The following is a 14,425-nucleotide window of genomic DNA, read 5'->3' as shown; positions in this document are numbered from 1 at the left end:
TCCTCCAGCACAAGCAGCGCCGGAACGCCGCGAAGGACGTCGCCCTTACCCAGTGGCGATCCGGCGGTTTCGCTTCGACCAGAAGCTCCTCCGTCACCAATCAAAGCAGCGCGATCAGGCCGGAGACGAAGAGATCGGTCACGACTGGGCCGGGCAGTACGGAAACGGGCGTCGCCAGCAAGGCACCGATTGGCAGCAGAAGAACCAAGGCTGCCGTGATGCCCGATGATCTTGGCGCGTGATCGTCCGCTTTCCGAGCACAGTCCGAACGGAGGGCGGTGGTGTCCAGTGATTGGTTGAGGGCGTTGCAGGGTCCAGGCGCAGTGGCTTGATGGGTGATCTTGTCGATCCGTTCGGCCGCGTCGACCGCGATGGCCTTGTGGCCATCCTCATGGTCCTTGAGGTCACGGTAGTAGGTCTTCCAGACCGTGCGCACGGCTTCGTCCGACACGCGCTTCATCAACCCACACCGCCCTCAATCACGCCGTCACCATCTTTCTTGCCGACGCGCAAGTCGTCGTGAATTGCTTCACGGCTCAGGCCGCGCAATTCATAAGTCGACTGGGCAACTTCCACTTTCACCTCTGCCGAAGCAGGCACGGCATAGACAAGGCAGCAATACCGGCTGCCATGGCTGCGTTATCTCATCGGAATGCTTTTTGAGATTTGAGTCATCAATATCGCTCTCCTTTGCATATTTTCTACCAGAACAGCTGGACGATCATCAACACCGCTGCCGCGGCCATCACGGCAGTTGCGAGCCAGCCGACCAAACGCATGGCCAACGGGACGGTTAAATCGCCCATAACGTCTTTGCGTGCAGTCATAAGCATCATCACCGCCATCACCGGCACCGAGACAACACCGTTGACCACCGCGCTCCAGTAAAGAGCCTTGATGGGGTTGATAGGGGTAAAGTTGAGGCACGCGCCAATGAGCGTCGCCAACGCGATCGTCGCGTAGAATGCCTTTGCCGCAAGCGGCTTCCGTTCAAGACCGACAGGCCAATTGCGGGCTTCTCCAAGCGCGTATCCGGCTGAGCCGGCAAGGACCGGGATGGCCAGGAGACCTGTTCCGATGACGCCGAGGGCAAAAATGCCGAATGCGAAGACGCCGGCGACCGGCCGCAGGGCCTCGGCAGCCTGACTGGTAGACTGGATGTCCGTGATGCCCTTGGAGTGGAGCGTGGCACCGGCCGTGATCATGATGGCAAGCGCAACAATGTTGGAAAACGCCATGCCGACATAGGTGTCGAGGCGGATGCGTTCGATGGCGTTCTGAGCCTGCTCGGGCGCCTTTTTCAACGGTTCGCGCTTGGGCTTGGACTTCTGATCCTCGACCTCTTGCGAGGCCTGCCAGAAGAACAGGTAAGGGCTGATCGTGGTGCCGAAAACAGCCACCACGGCCGTCCAGAACGAAGCCTCGGGCGTGAATTTTGGAATAAACAAGCCTTTCGCCACCTCGTCCCAAGGCACGTGGACAAAAAGGACCGTGCCGAAATAAGCGAATAGGGACAGGGTGAGCCACTTCAGGACTGATACGTAGCGGCTGTATTTGAGGAAGACCTGGAGCATCACCGATACAGCACCGAAGAGCACCACGTAGAGCAGCGCCGGCCCGCCAATGATAAGCTTCAGGGCGTCAGCCATGGCACCCAGATCGGCGCCGATGTTGATGATGTTGGCGATCAGCAAGAGGGCCACCACCGACTGCAGCAGCCAGTTTGGATAGTATTTTCGCATGTTGCCGGCGATGCCGTGCCCAGTGGTGCGGCCGATGCGGGCGCTGATTTCCTGCACAACCGACATCAGCGGGTAGCTGAACAGCATGGTCCAGGTGAGACTGAATCCGAATTGTGCTCCGGTTTGGGAGTATGTGGCGATACCGCTCGGATCGTCATCAGAAGCGCCTGTTATCAGCCCGGGACCAAGGACGCGAAGCAGTCGAGGCTTTGAGGGGCCGACGACTGGAGTCACCGCTTTCACACTCAACTGACGCTCCCCAGCCCCAAAAATGACTACTAATTCAGTCATCTAACGCGGTGACGTGAAAAAGGCTCCAAACGGTACAGCCGGGCATGGGAGCATCTGCAGAATATCTGGCGGGGGATTCGCAAACAATAAACCGACGACGTCACGATGCCGTAGCGGGCCTCGAGAGTGTGTTCAGCTACTTTGATTTGGCAGCGAACACACGTGCCATCCGCCTGAGCCTGATCGCCCGATTGATTTCGCCGCCGAAGATCAGAACCAGAGCAGACAGATAAAGGAAATACAATGCGGCAATCACGCCAGCCAGACCTGCATAGTAACTCGCATAATTGGCAAAATGGGCCAGGTACAGGGAGAACGCGCCAGCCAGTCCCATCCATACCGAGACCGTAAAGGCTACCCCGGGCCAAAGGCTGGAGAATTTTGTGCGACGTGCAGGCAGGAAGACATGAGCCGCAAACAAGGCAGTTGTTAGAATTGCCGCCGCGGATGGGAATCGCACCATATTGTCTATCAGCAAGGCGGGCTGGGGGCCCGGCAACAGCTGATGCACAGCGGAGCCGACAACGGAGCCCATCACCAGGAGATATGCAACGATCACAAAGACCAGCGCGCCGCCAATTACCACCACCACTTGAAGCAGAAAGATCGCCCAGGCCGGTCGATGCTCCTTGATGTCATAGGCGCGGTTCAATCCTACACGGACGCTGTCGACGCCACCAACGGCGAACCAGATGGTTAGCAGGACTCCAACACTTGCCATTCCGCCCCGTCTTTCGGTCAAGACGGCGCGAACCTCTTTGATCAATGTGTCCACCAGGGGAGTTGGGACAATCCCGAACAGAAAATCCACGAGACGGTTGGCCAGGCTCGGATCGCCTATGAACGCCGTTAGTGAGCTGACGAAAATGAGAAACGGAAACATCGCGAGCACGGCCCGGAAGGCAATATTACCCGCTAGCGGCAACGCCTCGTCATCCCATAGCCGCAGGAGGGCCTCTTGAAGCACGGCCAATACGGCCACCCAACCTTGCCCCGCGATCAGGTTAGACGGCTGATCACTGAGTATACCGGAACGCTTGTGCTCGGCTGAACGGTCAGGCATGGCATCTCTCGTCTGAGGGCTGGCAGTCACCGACGCATATCATGTCGATCTCCCACGGTCCGCCTCGCGACGGGCTGCTGGGAAGAATGTTTGACGTGAAAAGTCCTGTTCCAAGCGGCAACGTCTCCCGTCCCCCGGCGAGCCGGTCCAGCGGCGAAAGGCTTGGAAAGGGCGAAAAAAACGGCTGACAGTCGGTGGCGCACCGCCGGTGGCCTGCCCGCGAATAGCGGGCGTCCTGTGAGATCACCATCAGCGGCGATGAGGATCCCCAACCGCCGCTCTGACCCTTTCTACCAGAACATTCGTTCCTTGCCCCGCATTCGGTCGGCCCTCCTGTCGCGGCATATTTTATTGAAAACAATCACCGCCCCGACAAAGATAAAGGGTCCGCCGATGGTCACATATCGGGCGCCTGGGAACAACCGGTCCAGGATCAGCACAAATACTGTGCTGGCGAGACAAATTGCCAGCACAGTGCCAAATATCAGTGTTGCTTTTTGAAACGTCGTCACGGCGCATCCCTTCAACCGCTCGGCTCTACCCTCGTAGCTTTGCGGAATCATGCTCTCGTTAATTCAAGAGTCAACTGTGAACAACGCCGCTCTTTCGAAAAGGACGCGGTCGTTATTGGGCGTGAACGAGGATGCCGCGCCGATCTCCCGATCGCGTTCGAGGCAGTCAAACGCCGCCCAGCACAGCACCGAGGTCAGCGGACTGGGCGCGCAATGACTCGCGGCGATCTCTGGCAGAGTTCGATGCGCCGCCTTGGATCTCTGTCTGGTCAGGATCTGCTTGCGCTGCCGGCAGACCGCCTTTCGAGATCGTGAAGAAACGCACCGATGCATAGCAGGGCGAAAACGGTGTAGATAATGCCGCAGACGACCCACATCAAAAGACCGGCGAGTTGCTGGTCCTCCAAGAGGGTAAGCCCCCATGCTAGCGGTCGATCATCATAGAACGGATAATAAGAGCGCGGTGCGAAAGTCAGCAGCACCCCCAACATACCTGTGTGCAGCATCGTGAGGAAGGACGCTGCAGCTGCGATGAGGTAGTCTCCATTGCGCCGGGTTGCCGCCTGGGCAAGACTCTTCCAAAACAGAATTCCGCCCGCTAGAAAACTGATATGCATGGTCGCGTGCACGACGTCGCTTTCTAAAGCCGCATAAATGGCTCTTGGGGCATGCCATCCCCACAGCACCGCCGCCTCGATGAGAAAAGCGGAAATCGGCCGAGCCAGCCAGAGCCAAATTCTGGGCAATAGAGCGTTCCGCACCCAACGTCCGACAGTCATTCTGGCTTGCGGCGGAAGGCTCCAGATCAGCGCCAGCGGTTTACCGAGCATTAGAAATGGTGGAGCGACAGCCGTGAGCACGATATGCTGCGCCATATGGGCAGAGAACAGGCTTTCTCCCAGCCCGTCGAGAGGAGATACCAGCGCCATGATCAAAGCGCCAATTCCGGCGGCGAAGCTGCTGACCTGCCAGATAGTTACACCTCGCCCAACTCCGGCACGCCTCCAGAGCCGCCTTACGCCAAGAGCATAGGCTATCGCCGCCGACAAGATTATCAGGCCGATCGGGTCGAGGCTCCAGCTCGTCCAAAGGTCGTTTGGCCCGGCAGGCGGGTTGTCCACATGCGCACGTGCAGGAAGAGAAAACAGCCCTAGTGAGATCACGAAACCGCAAGCCTGTGCACTTCTGCGGCAAAACTGTCTTGAAAGTCGCTGGAAGCATGTGAGGTGGGGCCTTGGCATTGCGAGGTTCCCGGCCGCCGGCATCAGCGTCAGCGGAGAATTTGCAGGTAGTCCCTCAGTGACCCTCATCTTTTGTCAAACTAACTGGTTGAGCCGAAAACTTGCCGGCCAACTCCGTCTCGATAGTTGCTTGCTGACTTGTCCGGCCGGGCCCCTTAAGACGCGCCTCCAGTTCCTTGCCCAGCAGCGACGCACCGGATCACCCGCCGATCAGCGTCAGCCACGGCGATCCACCGTGCACCACGTCAGGATTCACCGGCCGCCGCGAAGACCCGCTGCGCCCTAGCGGGCGTTAAGCGGGACTGCACTCCCGCACTGCTGACGATGCGGCTTCCCACGACGCCGAGGAGAAACCGCATCGAATTGTGAAGTCAGCTACTTCTTGGCTGCGCCACTCTTGTCGCGGTGCCCATGCTGATCGAGATCCCCGGGAGTGTGGCCGGGATGATCGTGATGTTTGCCGGGCACCTCTTTTTGCCCAGCCTTGTCACGGTGACCATGCTGATCGAGATCGCCGGGCTTGTGGCCAGGATGATCGTGATGTGGTCCGGGTTTTTCTTGCGGCATCGTTTCTTCCTTGATTGACGCTTTTAACTACAAGCAGTCAAAGGCAATGCCCCACATCCTTCTTGGTTCCTGCGGTGCCTCTAAATCGGTCATCGCCTCGCCTTCGGCGAATGGGTCTCGTCCCTACATGGGGGCGGCGTGCTGACCGGATGATGTGGTCGCGGACCCCGAATCAATCCTTATGCTCAGGCATTGCGTCGAGCTGATCCTTGGTCCAGCTGGTCGACGCGTGAGCGTCACCGTCCTCATCCCGCATGAAATCGAGCTCACTCGCGGCCACCGCGACCGGCTTGGCGCCAATGCCGAGAAAGCCGCCGACATCGATGATAACTCGCGCGCCCGCGCCCGAGCCGTGAACATGGTTGACAGTACCGATGTCGCTGTCATCAGGGCCATAGATGGTGGCCCCCTCGAGAACGTCAGGAGTCAGTTCCGCAGAGGTGAGGCGAACGTGGTTCGTGTGGTCCATGGGAGTTCTCCTTGGTGATCACACCATAACTCCCACCTGCGGTGCTTAGTTCCTGGAGCCAGGCCCTCAGGAACGGAGCCATTCGATCAGCTCCGGCCCGAGCAACTGCGCATTCAACTCCTCGTCTGACAGTTCGACGAAGGAGTCGAGATCCCGCACGATCACTACGCCCGTGTTTTTGAAGCGTCTTGCGATATGTTTCAGGAACTTGAAATCCACGCTGTGTTCGCAGGCACCCATGAACAGGAAATAGACTTGGTCGCCGCGCTGTTCCGATGCTTCCAGAACGCGGATGGTGCGTTCCTCGTCGGCCTCTTCGTTCTCACCATCCGTGACGAAAATCACGATGGAGCGCTTCTTGTCGACGGTAGGAGCCTCTCTGCCCAGGCCGAAAAAGCGGCTGAAAAATCCGCCGGTCGGCGGACTCGGCAGCCACCCGAAATGCTGCAGGTTACGCTCGAGCGCGTAGCTGTAGGATGTGCCACCCTTCCAACCGGGGACTTTATCGATGACGTTGCGGACGATGTAGTCCTCACAGTCGTCAGGCGTGACTGTGCCGACATGATGGACGCTGCGCTCACCATGACTGAAGGTGAACACATCCATCCGGCCGTCCGGGTCAAGAACCATGCCGTAAGGGACCAGGCGCGCGATCAACTTGCTAGTCGTGCCTTCCTCATGCTCGTGCTCAAACGACCCGGAAACATCCATGTCGAAAATGAGCTCGGCCTTGATACCTGAGGCGATACCCGCCTTGTCCAGGGAGAGACGAAGGGTTTCGGCGGATTTGTTGAGATTGAGTTGCAGCGACATGGTGACGGTCCCGGTTGATTGCTCGAGGTGTGTTAAAGCGACTAGGAGAACTGCGCCAGCACGTCGTTGAATGTGCCATTGAACCCGCGCCCGGCCGCGACGTATTCCCAGCCGTCCGGACCAAGGGCCACGCTACCCAGCTGCACCACGTTGAACTCCCTGAACTCGTCTGACAGGCGGTACGCGCCCAATTCGCGCCCGTCCTGATCGGACAGGGTGATGGTGCATACGTCGATATCGCCGAACGCGGCTTCTTCCTCATCTTCATCCTCGCTGCCACCTTCGTGCCCGCTGCCATGGTCAGCCTCGTGCACCGTGACAAAAATGGGGATGTCGGTCACGCCTTGCGGCAGCTTTGAGCCGTCAATGACTATCGTCTCGAAGTTGTTTTGGACGCGCTTGTCTCCGCTGTGGCGAAGACCACCGCCGGGCGTCTCGAATGAGCCATCCGGTTGCGATGGCAGCGCGCCTCCCTTGGGGTTCATGCGCGTCGTGTTGTAGGTCGACAGCACGCTGGTCAGCTCGGTGACTTTCACCTGCGTGCCGACCCGTCGTGCCTCGAGCGCATGGACGTCGACGTCATCGGCGTGGTCAGCATCGCACTGCCACTCGACCTTGACCGTGAAGCGCGCGCCCTTGTTCAGGGACAAGCTGAGCTTGGGGGACGCGGTACCGGGCTTTTCCAGGGTGAGTGTCAGGACTGCAGCTTTGTTCGGCGGCCATCCGGTAAGCAGGTCGTTCGATGCCCCGTCGGTTGGAATTTTCATCGCAATGCTCCTCGCAGCCGGACAGCGTTCTGTCGTTAGTCAACCCTATGTCCAGTACAAGAGCGGGGCAAGGCTTGCGCTGCCCCGATGCCAGTGAGAACCGACGTGTGAAGACCACCGACATCTGTCCAGCAATCGCAAAACGGCTTCTTAGGTATTTGCCTTACGGAAACTGCATGCGATAGTATATTGTGCGAATAGCCGCTCACTAGCAGCCACCTTTCCAACTCTGCGGACAGTGTCTGCTTTCGAGCCGCAGATGGGAGCTCGATCTCTAAAAGATATCGGGCTTGGGCCACGCAGCGTAGCCGCAGATGGCAAGCAGCGCCCTCTCCTCCTCCCTGCTGGGTCTGTCGGACTAAGTGAGTTGACCGTTGACGAACGCAAGTCCGGCAATCCACTAAGCAAGCGGCAGATAAAAATCTTCAATGCGCTGTCTTTTCGCCCAGCAAGCGCGGCCAGAATGGCGATGCCTACGAGCACAAAGAAGGCGGTAAGGTTCAGAGCGGATCCGTGGCCTCTTGTCCGCTAATCCAATGACATCCAAACTAAGCAGGGGTGTATGACATCGTTCTCTCGGACGCGGAGAAGCCAAGAGGTTCTCCGCGTCGTGATCACTCAGCAGCAAGCGGCAACCCCTCTATCTGCTCAAACACCTCAGGCGCGCTGGCGCGCGGCAACCGCCACCCTTTCACCAGACCGTAGACCGCCGGGATCACCACCAGCGTCAACAAGGTTGACGAGATCATGCCGCCAATCATCGGCACGGCGATACGCTGCATGACCTCGGAACCGGTGCCGGTGCTCCACAGGATCGGCAGCAGGCCCGCCATGATCGCCACCACCGTCATCATTTTGGGGCGCACCCGCTCGACCGCACCAACCATGATCGCCGCATGCAGGTCGGCCCGCGTCAAGACCCTGCCCGCCGCAACCGCATTCGCTTTCGCTTCGGCCAGCGCGTGGTCAAGGTAGATCAGCATGATCACCCCGGTTTCCGCGGCCACTCCGGCCAGCGCGATGAACCCGACTGCCACAGCCACCGAGGTGTTGAACCCGAGCCACCACATCAGCCAAACGCCGCCGACCAGAGCGAACGGCAGTGACAGCATCACGATCAGCGTTTCGGTCAGGCGGCGGAAGTTGAGGAACAGCAGCAGGAAGATCACCGCCAGGGTCATGGGAACGACGATCTTCAGGCGTTCTACTGCGCGCTCGAGGTATTCGAACTGGCCGCTCCACGCCACCGAATAGCCCGCCGGCAAGGTGATCCCCTTCGCCACGGCGGCCTGCGCCGCAGCAACATAGCCGCCGAGGTCGCGGCCGGTGATGTCAACGAAGATATAGACAGCCAGCTGCCCGTTCTCGGTGCGAATGGAGGTGGCGCCCCGGGTGAGTTCCACCTTGGCGACCTCGCCCAGGGGTACGGCGCCACCGCCAGGGAGTGCAATCTGCACCTCTCGCGCAATAGACTGCGGGTCGCTGCGCAAGGCGCGCGGGTAGCGGATCGCAACCCCGTAGCGTTCGCGGCCCTCGACCGTCGATGTGATAACCTCCGAGCCCAGCGCCATGGCGATCACATCCTGGACGTCGCCAATTGACAGGCCGTAGCGGCCGAGCGCCTCTCGATCCGGGACGATGTCGAGATAGTAGCCGCCAATGACGCGCTCGGCGTACGCGCTTGACGTTCCAGGTACGGTTTTCAGAACGCCCTCGATCTGGCGAGCAACCTTCTCGATTTCGGCAAGGTCGGTGCCATAAACCTTAACGCCCACGGGCGTGCGGATGCCGGTGGCCAGCATGTCTATGCGGGCGCGGATCGGCATGGTCCACGCGTTGGAGACGCCCGGAAACTGCAACGCGGCGTCCATCTCGGTCTTGAGGCTGTCGGCGGTGACCCCCGGCCGCCATTGTGATTTGGGCTTGAGGTTGATGATCGTCTCGAACATCTCGGTCGGCGCCGGATCGGTCGCGGTCTGGGCCCGGCCGGACTTGCCGAACACGCTCTCGACCTCCGGGAACGACTTGATGATGCGGTCCTGCATCTGCAGCAGTTCGCCGGCCTTGGTGATCGAAATCCCCGGCAGGGTCGTCGGCATGTACATGAGCGTGCCCTCGTCCAGCGCCGGCATGAACTCGCTGCCCAGCTGGCGTGCCGGCCAAACCGTGACCACCAGTGCAATCAGCGCAAGCAGGATGGTCAGGGTCTTGGCGCGCAGGACCCCGGAAATCACCGGCCGATAGATCGCAATCAGCACCCGGTTGAGCGGATTCTTGTGCTCCGGGATGATACGGCCCCGCACGAACACCACCATCAGCGCCGGCACCAGAGTCACCGAGAGCAGTGCAGCCGCCGCCATCGAAAACGTCTTGGTGAAGGCGAGCGGGCCGAACATCCGCCCTTCCTGGCTTTCCAGCGTGAAGATCGGCAGGAACGAGACGGTGATGATCAGCAGGCTGAAAAACAGCGCCGGGCCGACCTCGCTCGCCGCCTCGATCAGGATCTCGATCCGGGGCTTGCCGAGCGGCGCTCGTTCCAGATGCTTGTGCGCGTTCTCGATCATGACGATCGCTGCGTCAATCATGGCGCCTATTGCGATTGCGATGCCGCCCAGGCTCATGATGTTGGAGCCGAGGCCGAGCAGTTTCATGGCACCGAACGCCATGAGAATGCCGACCGGCAGCATGATGATGGCCACCAGGGCGCTGCGCACGTGCAGCAGGAACAGGATCGTCACCAGGGCGACGACGAGGCTCTCCTCAAAGAGCGTGGATTTGAGGGTCTCGATAGCGGAGTCGATCAGCTTGGAGCGGTCATACACCGGGATGATCTCGGCGCCGCCGGGCAGGCTTTTCTGGACGTCGGCAAGGCTTTGCTTGGCATTGTCGATGACGCTGAGCGCGTTTGCGCCGACCCGCTGCAGGACAATGCCGCTGGCCACTTCTCCGTCGCCATTCAGCTCGGCAATACCGCGCCGCTCGTCCGGCACGATCTCCACATGTGCGACGTCACCGAGCCTGAGCGGAACGCCGCCCTCTGTTTTCAGCACGATGTTCTCGATGTCGCCGATGCTTTTCAGGTAGCCACGACTGCGCACCATGAACTCGAATTCCGAGATCTCAACGCTGCGGCCGCCGGTGTCCATATTGCTGCTGCGTACAGCGACCCCGACCTCGGCGAGGCTTACGCCCAGGGCGCGCAGGCGCGCGGGATCGACCACGATGGAATATTGCTTGACGAACCCGCCGACGCTGGCGACTTCCGAGACGCCTTCGGCGCGGGAAACGCCGAAGCGCACAACCCAGTCCTGCAGCGAGCGCAGCTCGGCCAGCGACATGTTCTTGGCGACCACCGCATATTGGTAGACCCAGCCGACACCGGTCGCATCGGGACCCAGTGTCGGCACGACCCCCGCCGGCAGGCGGCCTGCGGCCGCATTCAGGTATTCGAGCACTCGGCTGCGCGCCCAATAAGGATCGGTGCCGTCCTGGAAGATCACATAGACAAAAGAGACGCCGAAAAACGAGAACCCCCGGACCACCTTGGATTTCGGCACGGTGAGCATCGCGGTGGTCAGGGGATAAGTGACCTGGTCCTCGACCACCTGCGGCGCCTGGCCGGGATAATCCGTAAACACGATGACCTGCACGTCCGAGAGATCGGGGATTGCGTCCAGCGGCAGCGTCTTGAGCGCATAGACGCCTCCCCCGACGGCAAACGCCGCAGCGAAGAACACAAGCAGCAGGTTGCGTGCAGACCAGGCGATCAGCTTGGCGATCATGGCTTGACCTCTGCCGGGGTCAGGCCGGATAGCGCAGCCTTGAGATTGCTCTCAGCATCGATGAGGAAATTTGCCGAGACCACCACGCGGTCCCCTGCGGCGATGCCGTCCCGGATTTCGGCCATCCCGTCACCGCGCATGCCGATTTTGACATTGCGCGGCTCAAATTTGCCGTCGCCCTTGTCGACGATCACCACCTGCCGGTCACCGGTGTCGATCACGGCGCTATCAGGCACCGTCACCACCGCGTCGCCGGTGCCGGTGGCGATATCGACATCGGCGTACATATTGGCGAGCAACACCCGGTCAGGGTTGGGCAATTGAATGCGTACGCGCGCGGTGCGCGTTTGCATGGCGATTTCCGGATAGATCAGGTCGACCTGGCCGGTGAACTCGCGGCCCGGGAGGCTGCGGATCCGGATGGTGGCCACGGCGCCAACGCGGATGGCGCTCAGGTCGAACTCCGGTACGTCGGCCATCACCCACAGGTTTGACACGTCGGCGATGCGGAACAGGGTCTGGCCGGCCGAAGCCATCATGCCATTGACCGCCATCCGCTCGAGGATAACCCCGCTCCGCGGGGCGGTGAGCGTGACGGTCAACGGCACCTTGCCGGTCTGCTTGATATAGTCGATCGTCGCGGCCGGCACGCCCAGGTTCTTGAGGCGCTGCACAGCCCCGGCGGCGGCAGCGGCGCCGTCCTTGACATTGACCGCATATTCCGCCCCGGCACTGGTGATCTCGCGGGCGTAAATCCCCACCAGCGGCTTGCCTTCGGCCACAGCTTCGCCAGTGGTTACCTCGGCAACATTCTCGATGAATGCATCGGTCCTGGTCGAAATGACGCTGATGCGCCGCTCGTCCAGGAGCACCGTTCCCGGTACGTGCACCGGTCGCACCACGTTGCCCATGACGGCGAGCACCGTTTTGACGCCGGTGCGTTGGAGCTTGCCGGTGGAGACCTTGACGGTGGAGCCGTCGTCCGCCTCGCCTTCGAGGACCGGGATGTAGTCCATGCCCATCGAATCCTTCTTCGGCGCGATGGAGGTATCCGGCAGTCCCATCGGGTTGCGGTAGTAGAGAATTTTACGTCCGCCGGTTTCAGTACCGGCAGATGCCGATGCCGTCGGCGGTGGCGCTGCGCTGGTTTCGGCTGTGCCGACAGGAGCCGCTGCGAAACTCACTTCTTCACTGGCGCGGACCGCACGGTATGCACGCCCGTCCGAAGTTGTTTTTGGCACCGCCGAGTAGGACGCCTTGCCGTCCGGGTCGCGATAGTAAATCACCGCGCCGCGTGGAAGGTCTGCCGACGCCTGCTGGTCCTGGCCCGTCACTAGCGCCGCAAAAGCTCGAACGATCGGCGGCACTGATCCCGCACCAAGGCTTTGCTGCCCGGCCCAGTAGCCGCCCGCCCCCGTCCCCGCCGCAATCACGGCGAGGACGAAGAAAGCCGATGTTCGACTCATTGGACGGCCTTGAGGACCAGTTGGCTCTGAACGGTCTCGGCTTCACCCTGAACCTTGGCGGCGAGCGACAAACGCCAGCCCCCGGCCATGCTGAGGTTCGTCCTAAACCGGTAGACGCCAGGCTCTTCGGACGTGGCGGGCTCGATGGTGGTGGCCATCATCTCCATGCCATCGGGCGCCATGTCCATGCGCGTCGTAAAAATGACGGCGTCTGGCACGGGCTTGCCCGAGCGTTTATCGACCAGGCGCACAGCGACAACAGCGCCGGCGCCCTGCTTGATTTGGGTATCAACGAGCTGGAACTCGTAGTCCGCCGCGCCGGCAAAGGCCGGAGCCACAGCGAGGAAGGAGCCCAGCGCGGCAAGCGCCAGGGCATTCAGTCTGGTATGCGTCGTCATGTGTGATTCCTTGAATCTGATCGGGCCGTGCCTGCGCACGGCATGCCTGCACAGGGCAAAGGCCATGCAGTTGGCGGCGCGGGGGTGAACCCGCGTCGTTAGCGGCGAAAGATCGCCCGCTCAGATCAGATGCGAGGAGGTCGAGACGGCGGTTTGCTGGCTAGCGAGGCCAGCTGGAACTCTTGGCCTGGCCGCAGAGACTGGTTGGCAACCATTCGTGGCGTAAATAGGACTTCGTCCGCCGTCAGCCCGCTGAGGCTCGTCAGGCAGAGTGCAACGAAAGGACAGGCCCTGCCGCAATCGCCCTGTGGCGCTTGTTCCTTGGGGCAGCAATCCATGTCGGCAGCCATTTCGGCTGTAACCACGGTCTGTAAGGCTGGCGCCGCCATGACCGCGCTGACCGGCGCAAGCAGGAGCCCGGCCAAGGCGAGTATCACCAGACATCTTGCGAGCACGAAGCGCTTCATTGGTTTGAACCTGCCACAAGTCCAGCCGTTTGAACAGACCTTCATACCTTCGTGATTACCGCGTGATGCACGTTCCTTCATACACCTTTCCAGCGTAACAGCCGCATGGCATTGGCCGTGACCAAAACCGTCGCGCCGGCATCTGGGAGGATTGCGGGCCAGAGCCCCGTGATCCCGATAATGGTGGTCACGAGGAACAGCACCTTGAACCCGAGCGCCATGGTGATGTTTTGCGTGATGTTGGACATGGGCCGCTTTGGAAAGCTCAATGATCGCGGCGACATCGCCGACTCGGCTGTGCAGAACCGCCGCGTCGGCGGTTTCCAGGGCCACGTCGGTGCCGCCACCCATCGCGATGCCGACATCGGCCGCTCCCAGCGCCGGCGTATGGGCAGCATCGCCGTTCGCGGTGCCGCCCCCCCGCCGCCCGCCACTCTCGCCATCGTTGATGCCATCGCCACCTTGGCGACAACAAGCCCTTGCCCTTTGAGCTCACCAACAATGCGCTGCTTGTCTTCCGGCAGCAGTTCGGCGCGGATATCGATGCCGAGCTGCTTCCCGATCGCCAATGCCGTTCGTTTGTTATCGCCGGTCAGCATCACCGTTGATCCCGGAATCCGTCAGCGCCTTGAGACCCGCCAAAGCATCCGGGCGCGGTTCTCTCGCATGGCGATGGCTCCCGCCGCCTTGTTGCTGACCAGCCCACCGACACGGTTTTTCCGGCGTCGTTGAGCGCTGCAATTTGAGACTTCTGGTCTTCGGCGAACTTTGCCGCGTCCTCAGCAGCCTACGGCGAGGCAAGATAGATCTCGGTCCCGTCCACGGCCGCCACAGCAATGCGGGTGGC

Annotated in this window: 13 protein-coding genes and 1 pseudogene; 1 reads left to right on the top strand and 13 read right to left on the bottom strand. The window is 60.9% G+C overall.

Features of this window, described 5'->3' with window-relative positions; genetic code table 11:
* Window positions 1-100: 100 nt before the first annotated feature.
* The 5 genes from AC0L3E_RS29000 to AC0L3E_RS28980 form a co-directional block, all read right to left on the bottom strand.
* Window positions 101-460: a DUF922 domain-containing protein gene (locus tag AC0L3E_RS29000; RefSeq protein WP_473606227.1), complete on the bottom strand. Its 360-nt coding sequence runs from the start codon at window positions 458-460 to the stop codon at window positions 101-103.
* 241 nt (window positions 461-701) lie between these two features.
* Window positions 702-2,033 (bottom strand): NRAMP family divalent metal transporter, encoded by a 1,332-nt coding sequence (locus tag AC0L3E_RS28995; RefSeq protein WP_473606226.1) that lies wholly within the window; start codon window positions 2,031-2,033, stop codon window positions 702-704.
* Window positions 2,034-2,169: 136 nt separating this feature from the next.
* The gene (locus AC0L3E_RS28990; protein WP_473606225.1) at window positions 2,170-3,096 is read right to left on the bottom strand and encodes a YihY/virulence factor BrkB family protein; all 927 of its coding nucleotides are present in this window, start codon (window positions 3,094-3,096) and stop codon (window positions 2,170-2,172) included.
* 290 nt (window positions 3,097-3,386) lie between these two features.
* On the bottom strand, window positions 3,387-3,608 hold the full coding sequence (locus AC0L3E_RS28985; RefSeq protein WP_473606224.1) for a hypothetical protein: 222 nt from the start codon (window positions 3,606-3,608) through the stop codon (window positions 3,387-3,389).
* Window positions 3,609-3,877: 269 nt separating this feature from the next.
* Window positions 3,878-4,849, bottom strand: a complete 972-nt coding sequence (locus AC0L3E_RS28980; RefSeq protein WP_473606223.1) for a cytochrome c oxidase assembly protein — start codon at window positions 4,847-4,849, stop codon at window positions 3,878-3,880.
* Between the two features lie 411 nt (window positions 4,850-5,260).
* Between AC0L3E_RS28980 and AC0L3E_RS28975 the strand changes: the two genes are divergently transcribed.
* A complete protein-coding gene (locus tag AC0L3E_RS28975) occupies window positions 5,261-5,434 on the top strand; it encodes a hypothetical protein (RefSeq protein ID WP_473606222.1) in 174 nt (57 codons plus the stop codon).
* 154 nt (window positions 5,435-5,588) lie between these two features.
* Here the strand turns inward: AC0L3E_RS28975 and AC0L3E_RS28970 are convergent, their stop codons facing one another.
* The 8 genes and pseudogenes from AC0L3E_RS28970 to AC0L3E_RS28935 form a co-directional block, all read right to left on the bottom strand.
* Window positions 5,589-5,885 carry a PRC-barrel domain containing protein gene (locus AC0L3E_RS28970; protein WP_473606221.1) on the bottom strand — a complete coding sequence of 99 codons (297 nt, stop codon included), beginning with the start codon at window positions 5,883-5,885 and terminating at the stop codon, window positions 5,589-5,591.
* 66 nt (window positions 5,886-5,951) lie between these two features.
* On the bottom strand, window positions 5,952-6,698 hold the full coding sequence (locus tag AC0L3E_RS28965) for a VWA domain-containing protein (RefSeq protein WP_473606220.1): 747 nt from the start codon (window positions 6,696-6,698) through the stop codon (window positions 5,952-5,954).
* A gap of 41 nt (window positions 6,699-6,739) precedes the next feature.
* Window positions 6,740-7,465, bottom strand: coding sequence for a TerD family protein (locus AC0L3E_RS28960; RefSeq protein WP_473606219.1), 726 nt, complete (start codon window positions 7,463-7,465; stop codon window positions 6,740-6,742).
* 614 nt (window positions 7,466-8,079) lie between these two features.
* Complete coding sequence (locus AC0L3E_RS28955) at window positions 8,080-11,247, bottom strand: efflux RND transporter permease subunit (RefSeq protein ID WP_473606218.1); 3,168 nt, start codon at window positions 11,245-11,247, stop codon at window positions 8,080-8,082.
* Complete coding sequence (locus tag AC0L3E_RS28950; RefSeq protein ID WP_473606217.1) at window positions 11,244-12,713, bottom strand: efflux RND transporter periplasmic adaptor subunit; 1,470 nt, start codon at window positions 12,711-12,713, stop codon at window positions 11,244-11,246. The genes AC0L3E_RS28955 and AC0L3E_RS28950 overlap by 4 nt, the downstream gene beginning before the upstream one ends.
* Entirely contained in the window at window positions 12,710-13,111 is a 402-nt protein-coding gene (locus AC0L3E_RS28945) for a FixH family protein (protein WP_473606216.1), read from the bottom strand. The genes AC0L3E_RS28950 and AC0L3E_RS28945 overlap by 4 nt, the downstream gene beginning before the upstream one ends.
* 125 nt (window positions 13,112-13,236) lie before the next feature.
* Window positions 13,237-13,659, bottom strand: coding sequence for a hypothetical protein (locus AC0L3E_RS28940; RefSeq protein ID WP_473606215.1), 423 nt, complete (start codon window positions 13,657-13,659; stop codon window positions 13,237-13,239).
* Window positions 13,656-14,365: pseudogene (locus AC0L3E_RS28935) on the bottom strand (HAD-IC family P-type ATPase); the annotation flags it as partial. The pseudogene AC0L3E_RS28935 and the gene AC0L3E_RS28940, both read right to left, overlap by 4 nt.
* Window positions 14,366-14,425 lie beyond the last annotated feature (60 nt).

It is taken from the genome of Mesorhizobium sp. WSM4822 (assembly GCF_055811155.1).
This window is presented reverse-complemented; position numbering and strand designations above follow the sequence as displayed.